This is a genomic window from Micromonospora palomenae (assembly GCF_007829925.1).
GTDB lineage: Bacteria > Actinomycetota > Actinomycetes > Mycobacteriales > Micromonosporaceae > Micromonospora > Micromonospora purpureochromogenes.
Genome location: NZ_VIXA01000001.1, coordinates 2,398,835 through 2,410,846, shown reverse-complemented (window position 1 = coordinate 2,410,846; position 12,012 = coordinate 2,398,835). Strand labels below are relative to the sequence as shown.

The window sequence follows — 12,012 nt, the reverse complement described above, 5'->3', positions numbered from 1 at the left end:
CAGCTCGCTCAAGGAGACCGAGCGGCTGCGCGCGCAGAACCGGCGGCTCACCGCGGCCGCCCACGAGCCGGTCGCGATCGTCGGGATGAGCTGCCGCTTCCCCGGCGGGGTGAGCACGCCGGAGCAGCTGTGGCGGCTGGTCGCCGACGGGGTCGACGCGATCGGCGACTTCCCCGCCGACCGGGGCTGGAACGTCGACGAGCTCTACGACCCGACCGGCGAGCGCCCGCACACCAGCTACGTCCGGCAGGGCGGGTTCCTCACCGACGCCGCCGCCTTCGACCCGGCGTTCTTCGGGATCAGCCCCAACGAGGCGACCATCATGGATCCGCAGCAGCGGCTGCTGCTGGAGTGCGCCTGGGAGGCGTTCGAGCGGGCCGGCATCGACCCCGGCACGCTGCGCGGCAGCCGTACCGGGGTGTTCGCCGGGCTGATGTACCACGACTACGCCAGCAGCCACGCCACCGGCTCGATCGCCTCCGGCCGGGTGGCGTACGCGCTGGGGTTGGAGGGGCCGGCGGTCACCGTGGACACCGCCTGCTCGTCGTCGCTGGTCGCGTTGCACCTGGCGGTGCAGGCGCTGCGCTCGGGGGAGTGCACCCTGGCGCTCGCCGGTGGCGCGGCGGTGATGGCGACGCCGGAGGCCTTCGTCGAGTTCAGCCGCCAGCGAGGGCTGGCCCCGGATGGCCGGTGCAAGTCGTTCGGGGCGGGCGCCGACGGCACCGGCTGGGGCGAGGGTGCCGGCTTCCTGCTGGTGGAACGCCTCTCTGACGCCCAGCGCCTCGGCCACCCGGTGCTCGCCGTGGTTCGCGGCACGGCCGTCAACCAGGACGGCGCGTCGAACGGCTTCTTCGCCCCGAACGGCCCCGCCCAGCAGCGGGTGATCCGCGCCGCCCTCGCCTCGGCCGGCGTCCCGGCCGCCGAGGTGGACGTCGTGGAGGCGCACGGCACCGGCACCACCCTCGGCGACCCGATCGAGGCGCAGGCCCTGCTCGCCACGTACGGGCAGGACCGGCCCGCCGACCGGCCGCTCCGGCTCGGGTCGATCAAGTCGAACCTCGGGCACACCCAGGCCGCCGCCGGCGTCGCCGCCGTCATCAAGATGGTGCAGGCGATGCGGCACGGGGTGATGCCCCGGACCCTGCACGCCGAGGAGCGCTCGCCCAAGGTGGAGTGGTCGTCCGGCGCGGTCGAGCTGCTGACCGAGGCACGCGAGTGGCCGGCGGACGGGCACCCGCGCCGGGCCGGCATCTCGTCGTTCGGCCTCTCCGGCACCAACGCCCATGTCATCGTCGAACAGGCCCCGGAGTCCGCCCCGCAGCCGGACGCCGGCGTGCCCTCGTCGCTGGTGCCCTGGGTGTTGTCGGCGAAGTCCGACCCGGCGCTCCGCGAACTCGCGGACCGCTTCGCTTCTGTCGCCGGAGACTTGTCGCCGGTGGACCTGGGGGCCGCGGCCCGAACCCTGGTCACCGGTCGAGCGGCGTTCGGCCACCGGGCGGTGGTGCTGGGCGCGGACCCGGCCGAGCTGTCCGCCGGCCTGGCGGCGGTGGCGGCGGGGGGGCGGGCGCCCAACGCCGTCTCCGGCGTGGCCCAGGCCGGTCGGTTGGCGGTGTTGTTCACCGGTCAGGGCGCGCAGCGCCTGGGTATGGGTCGCTCGCTGCACGCGGTGTTCCCGGTCTTCGCCGCTGCTTTCGACGCGGTGGTGTCCGAGCTGGACGCGCACCTGGACCGGCCGTTGCGTGAGGTGACCTGGGGCGATGACGAGGAGCTGATCCGCCAGACGGGTCATGCGCAGGCCGGGTTGTTCGCGGTCGAGGTCGCCCTGTTCCGCCTAGCTGAGTCGTGGGGTGTGCGGCCGGACTTCGTGGCGGGGCATTCGATCGGTGAGTTGGCCGCCGCGCACGTCGCTGGGGTGTTGTCGCTGGCGGATGCGGCTCGGCTGGTGGCGGCGCGGGGTCGGTTGATGCAGGCGTTGCCGGCTGGTGGGGCGATGGTGGCCGTGCAGGCGTCGGAGGAGGAGGTGCGGGCGGCGCTGGCGGCACAGGATGCCTCCTTCGCGTCCTACCGACCTGATGACGCAGACGATTCAACCTCCAACGGCCCAGCGGCCGGTGTGGACATCGCGGCCGTCAACGGCCCCCGGTCCGTGGTCATCTCCGGCCCCGAAGCAGCGGTGCTGCGCCTGGCCGAGCACTTCACCAACCTGGGGCGGAAGACGACCCGCCTGCGGGTGAGTCATGCGTTCCACAGCGCGTTGATGGCCCCGATGCTCGACGAGTTCCGGGCCGTCGCAGCAGACCTGACCTACGCCGACCCGCAACTCCCGGTCGTGTCCAACCTGACCGGCGCCCTGGTCACGACCGAGCTGACCGACCCGGACTACTGGGTCCGCCACGTTCGCGAGGCCGTCCGCTTCGCCGACGGCATCACCACCCTGCATCAGGCGGGCGCGACCACGTTCCTGGAACTCGGTCCGGACGCCGCGCTCGCCCCGATGATCGAGGGCATCCTCACCGACGACGTCACGGTCGTGCCCAGCCTGCGGCGGGGACACGACGAACCGCGGCAGGCCCTGACCGCCCTGGCGAGGCTGCACGTCACGGGCACCACCGTCGACTGGACCGCACTGCTCCCGCAGGCCACCCGCACCGTCGACCTGCCCACCTACCCGTTCCAGCGGCAGCGGTACTGGCTGCACACCCTGGACTACCTCGCCGAGTCCTGGCTGGCCGGCGCGCTCGGCGACGACCCGGCCGCGCTCGGCCTGACCCCCGTCGACCATCCGCTGCTGCGGGCCGCCGTGGCCACCGCCCACGCCGACGGCCTCGTCCTCACCGGCCGGCTGTCCCGGCAGGTGCAGCCCTGGCTCGCCGATCACGACGTGCTCGGCACCGTGCTGCTGCCCGGCACCGGCCTGGTGGAACTCGCCCTGCGCGCCGGCGAGGAGGCCGGCTGCCACCGGCTCGACGAACTGACCCTCACCGCGCCCCTGGTGCTGCCCGAACGCGGCGACGTCATGGTGCAGGTGGTCGTCGGCGACCCCGACACCGCCGGGCGCCGTACCGTCGGCGTCTACTCCCGGGCCACCGGGGGTCGCTGGACGCTGCACGCCGACGGGCTGCTCGCCGCCGACGCCGCCGCGCCGTCCGTCGACCTGACCGCCTGGCCGCCGGCGGGCGCGACCCCGCTGGCCACCGAGGGCGCATACGAGCGGTTGCGCGGGCGGGGGTACGCGTACGGGCCGACGTTCCAGGGGCTGCAGGCCGCCTGGGAACGCGGCGACGAGCTGTACGCGGAGGTGGCCCTGCCCGACGAGGCGCACCCGGACGCCGCCCGGTTCGGCCTGCACCCGGCCCTGCTCGACGCCGCCATGCACGCCTCCCTGCTCCAGGACCACGACGGCTCCGGGGCGACGCTGCTGCCGTTCGCCTGGAACGGCGTCTCCCGGCACGCCGTCGGCGCCACCGCACTGCGGCTGCGGATGGCACCCACCGGGCCGGACAGCGTCACCCTCGCCGTCGCCGACCCGTCCGGGCAGCCGGTGCTCACCGTCGGGTCGCTGGTCTCCCGGCCGGTCTCCGCCGCCCAACTCGACGGCGTCCGGGCCGGCCGCGACCAGGTGCTGCACCGGGTGAGCTGGCAGTCGGCGGCCACCCCGGACGGGGCGCCGGACCCGTCCCGCTGGGCGGTGGTCGGCGACGCCGTCGCGGTGCCGGGGGTGCCGTCGTACGCCGATCTGGACGCGGCCGGCGCGGCGGACGACGTACCGGAGGTGGTGCTGCTGCCGCTCGCTGCCGGCGACGGCGACGTGCCGACGGCGGTCCGGGAGGTGACCGGGGCGGCGCTGGCGGCCGTGCGGGCCTGGCTGGCCGACGACCGGTTCGCCGACTCGCGGCTGGTGCTGCTCACCCGGGAGGCCGTCGTCACCGGCCCCGACGACCGGGTGGCGCTGGACCAGGCGCCGGTCTGGGGCCTGGTCCGGGCGGCGCAGGCGGAGAACCCGGAACGGTTCGTCCTCGCCGACACCGACGGCCGGCCGGAGTCCTGGGCCGCGCTGCCGGCGGCCCTCGCGGCGAGGGAGCCGGAGTTGGCGCTGCGCGCAGGCCGCCTGTTCGTGCCCCGGCTCGTCCCGGTATCCGACGTCGCGACGCCCGAGAGCCCGACCGGCGATGCCGCGACCGACACCCCCGACGACGCGACGACCGACGGCGCGACGACCGACGGCGCGTCGCGCGACCACGCGGCGACCGCCGCCGGGACGCCCGAGCACGCCACGGTCGGCGAGCCGGCGACCGGCGGCCCGAGCGACGGCACGGCGCTGGTCACCGGGGGCGCCGGCGGTCTCGGCGCGCTGGTGGCCCGGCACCTGGTCACCGCGCACGGCGTCCGCCACCTGGTGCTCACCAGTCGGCGCGGGCCCGCCGCCCCCGGCGTGGACGCGCTGGTCAGCGACCTGACCGCGCTCGGCGCGACGGTACGCGTGGCGGCCTGCGACGCCGCCGACCGGGACGCCCTGGCCGCCGTGCTGGCCGACATCCCCGCCGCCCACCCGCTGCGGATCGTGGTGCACGCCGCCGGGGTCGCCGACAACGGCGTGACCGCCACGCTCACCCCGGAACGGCTCGCGGCGACCCTCGCGCCCAAGGTGGACGGTGCCTGGCACCTGCACGAGCTGACCCGCGAATCGGACCTGTCCGCCTTCGTGCTCTTCTCCTCCGCGGGCGGGCTGGTGCTCGCCGCCGGCCAGGCCGGCTACGCGGCGGCGAACGTCTTCCTCGACGCGCTCGCCGAGCACCGGGCCGCCCGAGGGCTGCCGGCGACCTCGCTGGCGTACGGGCTGTGGGGCACCGACGCGGGGCTGGGTGCCGTGCTCAGTGACGCCGACCTGGAACGGATGGCCCGACAGGGCTTCCCCGCGCTCACCGAGGCCGACGGGCTGGCCGCGTTCGACACCGCGCTGCGGGACCGGCCGGTCACCCTCGTTCCACTCCGGATCGACCCGGCCGCCGTGCGCACCGACGCCGGCATTCCCGCGCTGCTGCGCGCCCTGGTCCGGGCGCCCCGGCGGATGCGCCGGGCCACCGACACCCCGGCCGCCGCCGGGCGGTTCGCCGGCCGGTCCGGCCCCGACCGGCTCCGCGCCCTGCGGGACCTGGTCCGCGCCCAGGTCGCCGCCGTCCTCGGGTACGACTCCGCCGAGGCGGTGGAGCCGGACCGCGCCTTCTCCGAGCTGGGCTTCGACTCGCTGTCGGCGGTGGAACTGCGCAACGCGCTGGGCGCGGCGACCGACCTGCGGCTGCCCGCCACGCTGGTCTTCGACTACCCGACTGCCGACGCCGTCGCGGCCTACCTCGACTCGCTGCTCGGCGGCGTGCAGGCCGACGCCCCCACCCAGGTCGGGCCGCGCCCGGTGGACGAGCCGATCGCCATCGTCGGGATGAGCTGCCGCTTCCCCGGCGGGGTCGGCTCGCCGGAGGAGCTGTGGCGGTTGGTCGCCGACGGGGTGGACGCGATCGCGCCGCTGCCCACCGACCGGGGCTGGGCCGACGACCTGTACCACCCCGAGCCGGGCCGCCCCGGCCGCTGCTACGCCCGGGCCGGCGGGTTCCTGTCGGACGCCGCCGACTTCGACGCCGGCTTCTTCGGGATCAGCCCCAACGAGGCGTACGCGGTGGACCCGCAGCAGCGGCTGCTGCTGGAGTGCGCCTGGGAGGCGTTCGAGCGGGCCGGGATCGACCCGGGCACGCTCAAGGGCAGCCCCACCGGCGTCTTCGCGGGCCTGATGTACCACGACTACGGGTACGGCAGCTCCGCCGGCGGCAGCGCGGCGGCCGGTCGGGTGTCGTACGTGCTTGGCCTGGAGGGCCCGGCGGTGGCGGTGGACACCGCCTGCTCGTCGTCGCTGGTGGCGTTGCACCTCGCGGTGCAGGCGCTGCGGTCGGGGGAGTGCTCGCTGGCGCTCGCCGGCGGCGTGACCGTGATGGCCACCCCCGAGATCCTGATCGAGTTCTCCCGGCAGCGCGGCCTCTCCCCGGACGGCCGGTGCCGCTCCTTCGGGGCGGGCGCCGACGGCACCGGCTGGGCCGAGGGCGCCGGTTTCCTGCTGGTCGAGCGCCTGTCCGACGCCCAGCGGCTCGGCCACCCGGTGCTGGCCGTGGTACGCGGCACGGCGGTCAACCAGGACGGCGCGTCGAACGGCTTCTTCGCCCCGAACGGCCCCTCGCAGCAGCGGGTGATCCGGGCCGCCCTGGCGTCGGCCGGTGTGCCGGCCGCCGAGGTGGACGTGGTCGAGGCCCACGGCACGGGTACGACCCTCGGTGACCCGATCGAGGCGCAGGCGCTGCTGGCCACCTACGGTCAGGACCGGCCCGCGGATCGTCCGCTGTGGCTGGGGTCGATCAAGTCGAACCTGGGGCACACCCAGGCCGCCGCCGGTGTGGCCGGCGTGATCAAGATGGTGCAGGCGATGCGGCACGGCCTGATGCCGCCGACGCTGCACGCCGAGGAGCGCTCGCCGCAGGTGGACTGGTCCGCCGGGGCGGTCGAGCTGCTGACCCGGCCCCGCGAGTGGTCGGCGAACGGGCATCCGCGCCGGGCCGGCATCTCGTCGTTCGGGCTCTCCGGCACCAACGCCCACGTCATCGTCGAACAGGCCCCACCGCCCCCGGCCACCCCCACGGAATCGGAGACCGGGACGCAGGGGCGGCTGCTCTGGCTGCTCTCCGCCCGCTCCGAGGTGGCGCTGCGGGCCCAGGCCGCCCGGCTGCACCGGCACCTGTCGGGCCGGCCGGAGCTGCGGCTGCCGGACGTGGCGTACTCGCTGGCGACCGGCCGCGCCGCCCTGGAACAGCGGGCTGCCGTGCTGGGCGCCGACCGCGACGAACTCCTCGCCGGGCTGGCCACCCTCGCCGACGGCGGGACGGCGGCGCCCGTCCTGTCGGGGACAGCCCGGGCTGGTCGGTTGGCGGTGCTGTTCACCGGTCAGGGCGCGCAGCGGCTCGGCATGGGTCGCTCGCTGCACGCAGCCTTCCCGGTGTTCGCCGCTGCGTTCGACGCGGTGGTGTCCGAGCTGGACGCGCACTTGGACCGGCCGTTGCGTGAGGTGATCTGGGGTGACGATGAGGAGCTGATCCGCCAGACGGGCCATGCGCAGGCCGGGTTGTTCGCCGTCGAGGTGGCGCTGTTCCGGCTGATGGAGTCGTGGGGCGTGCGGGCCGATTTCGTCGCCGGACACTCGATCGGTGAGCTGGCGGCGGCGCATGTGGCCGGTGTGTTGTCGCTGGCCGATGCCGCGAAGCTGGTGGCGGCGCGGGGTCGGTTGATGCAGGCGCTGCCCGAGGGCGGCGCGATGGTGGCGGTGCAGGCGTCGGAGGAGGAGGTGCGGGCGGCGCTGGCGGGGCCGGACGCCTCTGTCGTGTCCTACGGACCTGATGACGCAAACGATTCAGCCTCCACCGGCACCGGCACCGGCGCCGGCAGCGGCAACGGCACGGTCGCCGGCAGCGGTCCGGTCGCGGCTAACGGCAGCGACGGCGGCGGTGATGGCCGGGTCGTTGCGGACGGCGGCGCCGGCGGCCGTGGAACGGTCGCGGCCAACGGCGATGGGCTCTTCGCCGCAACGGCCACCGGCATCGGCCCGGCGGCAGGTGCCGGGGTGGACATCGCTGCCGTCAACGGCCCCCGGTCGGTGGTCATCTCCGGCCCCGAAGCCGCCGTGCTGCGCTTGGCCGAGCACTTCACCAAGCTCGGGCGCAAGACGACCCGTCTTCGAGTGAGTCACGCGTTCCACTGCGGGCTGATGGAGCCGATGCTCGACGACTTCCGGGCCGTCGCGGCAAGCCTGACCTACGCCGAGCCGCAACTCCCGGTCGTGTCGAACCTGACCGGCGCTATCGCCACCTCCGAGCTGACCGACCCCGACTACTGGGTCCGCCACGTCCGCGAGGCCGTCCGCTTCGCCGACGGCATCACCGCCCTGCATCAGGCGGGAGCGACCACGTTCCTGGAACTCGGCCCGGACGCCGCGCTCACCCCGATGATCGGGGGCATCCTCACCGACGACGCGACGATCATCCCGAGCCTGCGGCGGGGACACGACGAACACCGGCAGGCCCTGACCGCCCTGGCCAGGCTGCACATCTCCGGCACCATCGTCGACTGGACCACACTGCTCACCGGCACCCGTGTCGAGCTGCCCACCTACCCCTTCCAGCGGCAGCGCTACTGGCGTCCGGAACGGCCCGGTGGCGAGGGGGCCGCCCCGGCCGGTCTCGCCGCGACCGAGCATCCGCTGCTCGGCGCGTCGGTCACCCTCGCCGACACCGACGGCGTGCTCTTCACCGGCCGGCTCTCCGTCGACACCCAGCCGTGGCTCGCCGACCACACGGTCGGCGACACCGTCCTCTTCCCCGGCACCGGCTTCGTCGAGCTGGCGGTCGCCGCCGGCGAGCGGACCGACGCGCCGGTGATCGAGGAGCTGATCCTGCACGCCCCGTTGATGCTGCCCGAGAACACGGCGGTCACCCTCCAGGTCGCTGTCGGCCCACCCGACGAGGGCGGCTCCCGGTCCGTCACCGTCCACTCCTGCGCTGGCGAGGCCGACCCGTGGACCCGGCACGCCGACGGCCGGATCGGCGCCGGCGGCACGGCGCCCGCCGTGGACCTGACCGCCTGGCCACCGCCGGGCGCGACTCCGCTGCCGACCGGCGACGCGTACGAGCGGATGGCCGAGCGCGGCTACGGCTACGGGCCCACCTTCCAGGGGCTGCGCGCCGCCTGGCAGCGCGGCGACGAGCTGTACGCCGAGATCAGCCTGCCGGACGTCGCGCACGCCGAGGCCGAGCAGTTCGTGCTGCACCCGGCCCTGCTCGACGCCGCGCTGCACGTGCTCGGGCTCGCCGACGGCGACGGCGACGACCAGGGCGGCACCATGCTGCCGTTCTCCTGGAACACCGTCACCCCGCACGCCACCGGCGCCCGGGGGCTGCGGGTCGCGATCCGCCCGACCGGGCCCCGCGAGGTCTCGCTCGACCTGGCCGACCTGTCCGGCGCGCCGGTCGCCGCCATCGGCTCCCTCGCCCTGCGGGAGGTCGACGCGGCGCAGCTCCGGACCGCCACGCCGAACCGGCAGGACGGCCTGTACCGGCTCGCCTGGACCCCCGCCGCCGAGCTGCCGACCGCCACCACCGGCACCGGGTGGGCCGTCATCGGCCAGCCCGGCCCTCACCGCGCCGCGCCCGACGCCGACACCGGTCCGGCGAGCGCATCGGCCCCGCACGCTTCCGGCATCAACGCCGATCCGGTGAACGCCCCGGAACTCGACGCGCTCGGCCGGGCCGTCGGCCCGGCGAACGACGGAGATCTCGCCGCGCTTGGCATCAACGGCGGCCCGGCAAACGACCAGAATCTTGCCGTGCTCGGCAGGGACGGCGGCCCGGCGAACGACAGGGATCTCGTCCCGCTTGGCGGTGACGGCGACCTTCCCAGCTACCCGGACCTCGCCGCGCTCGGTGCCGCCGTGGACGCCGGCCTTCCGGCGCCCGACGTGGTGCTCTTCCGGGTCCCCCGCCCGGCGACCACACCCGGCACCGCCGAGCGTCCCGAGCCGAACACCGGCGTCGACGTCCTGGCCGGCGTCCGTAGCTGCGTGTACGAGGTCCTGGACCTCGTCCAGGGCTGGCTCGCCGACCCCCGCTTCACCGCCACCCGGCTGGTCCTGCTCACCGAGGGCGCGGTCGGCGTCGACGGGGCGGACGTGGCGCTGACCCAGGCGCCGGTGTGGGGCCTGCTCCGAGCCGCCCAGGCGGAGAACCCCGGCCGCTTCGTGCTGCTCGACACCGACCGGACCGTCGCCTCCCGGGACGCCCTCGGGGCCGCCCTCGCCACCGACGAGCCGGAACTGATGATCCGGGCCGGCCGTGTCCTGGTGCCCCGCCTGGTCCGCGAGCCGTACGCCCCGGCCGACGCCCCGGCCGGGTTGGACCCCGACGGCACCGTGCTGATCACCGGTGGCACCGGCGGGCTGGGCGCCCTGGTGGCCCGGCACCTCGCCGGGGCGTACGGGATCAGGCACCTGCTGCTGACCAGCCGGCGCGGGCCGGCGGCGCCCGGGGTGGACGAGCTCCGCGCCGACCTGGCCGCGCTCGGCGCCACCGCCGACGTGGTGGCCTGCGACGTGGGCGACCGCGACCAGCTCGCCGCGCTGCTCGCCGGCGTGCCCGACCGGCGTCCGCTGACCGCGGTGGTGCACGCGGCGGCGGTGGTGGACGACGGGGTGGTGGGCTCGCTGACCCCGGAGCGGATCGACGGGGTGCTGCGCCCGAAGGTGGACGCCGCCTGGCACCTGCACGAGCTGACCCGCGACGCCGACCTGGCCGCGTTCGTGCTCTTCTCCTCGGCCGGCGGGCTGGTGCTCGCCGCCGGGCAGGGCGGGTACGCCACCGCGAACGTCTTCCTCGACGCGCTCGCGCAGCACCGGGTGGCGGCCGGCCTGCCCGCCACCTCGGTCGCCTACGGGCTCTGGGGCACCGACGTCGGCCTGGGCGCCTGGCTCACCGAGGCGGACCTGCAACGGATGGCCCGGCAGGGCCTGCCCGCGCTGACCGTGCCGGAGGGGCTGGCCGCGCTCGACACCGCGCTGCGCAGTCCCCGCGCCACGCTGGTGCCGGTGAAGGTCGACGTGGCGGCGCTGCGCGCCCGCGCCGACGAGCCGCCCGCGCTGCTGCGTGGCCTGCTGCCCCGGGTACGCCGACGCAGCGCCGCGGCCGCCGTCGACCCGGAGTGGTTCGCCCGCCGGCTCGCCGGGCAGTCCCCGGCCGAACAGGAGCGCCAGGTCACCGAGCTGGTACGCGGCCACGCCGCCGCCGTGCTCGGCCACGACGGCCCCGAGGCGGTCGACCCGGAGCGGGACTTCCTCGAACTGGGTTTCGACTCCCTCGCCGCGGTGGAGCTGCGCAACCGGCTCAACGCGGCGACCGGGCTGCGGCTGGCCCCGATGGCGGTGTTCGACAACAAGAATCCCGCCGCGCTGGCCCGGCACCTGCGCGCCGAGCTGGCCCCGGCGGCCGGTGGCGCGCCCGCACCGGAGCCGGCCGGCGAGCCGGACACCCTGGCCGGGCTGTTCCGGGCGGCGGTGCTGGGCAACGAGGTGCTCAAGGGCTTCAACCTGCTGCGGGCGGTGGCCGACCTGCGACCCCGGTTCACCTCCGCCGCCGACTTCGGGGCGGTGCCACCGGGCGTCACCATGGCCGACGGCCCCGGGTCACCCGTGCTCATCGGGATCAGCACGCCGATGGCCACCGGCGGCCCGCACCAGCACGCCCGGCTGGCCGCCGCGTTCCGGGGCCGGCGTCCGATGGTGTCGCTGACCAACCCGGGCTTCGTCGCCGGGGAGCGGCTGCCCGACTCGGTGGACGCGGTGGTCGACGTGCTCGCCGAGAGCGTCGTCCGGGCCGCCGCCGGACGCTCGTTCGTTCTCATCGGCTACTCCTCGGGCGGGACGCTCGCCTACGCCACCGCCGGGCACCTGGAACGGAGGCTGGGAATGCGCCCCGCCGGCGTGGTGCTGATGGACACCTACCGGGTCGACACCGACGACCGGGACCAGTCCCGGCTGATGGAGCAGCTCACCGTCGGGCTGGTCCAGGCCGACGCCCGCTTCGGGATGCTCAACAGCGCCGCCCTGTCGGGGATGAACCGCTACTTCGACCTGGTGCCCCGGTTCCGGCTGGACCCGGTCGAGGCGCCGGTGCTCTTCGTCGGCGCGGCCGAGCCGTTCCAACCGGACGCGGCCGACGACGGCTCCTGGCAGGCCCGGCCCTGGGAGCCGACGCACGAGTACCGCACCGTCGCGGCCACCCACTTCACCATGATCGAGGACCGGGCGGCGGTCGCCGCGGAGGTCGTCGAGGAGTGGCTCGGGACGCTCCCCCCTAGGGGCTGATAGGGGTATGGACCGCCCGCCCCGGTCCATAGTGTCTGCCACGGGAAGCGATCGACGCACGATAGGGAGCA

Annotated in this window: 1 pseudogene; it reads left to right on the top strand. The window is 75.7% G+C overall.

The features are described 5' to 3' along the window. Position 1: 1 nt before the first annotated feature. Positions 2–11,884, top strand: a pseudogene (locus tag FHX75_RS10820) (type I polyketide synthase); the annotation flags it as partial. Positions 11,885–12,012 lie beyond the last annotated feature (128 nt).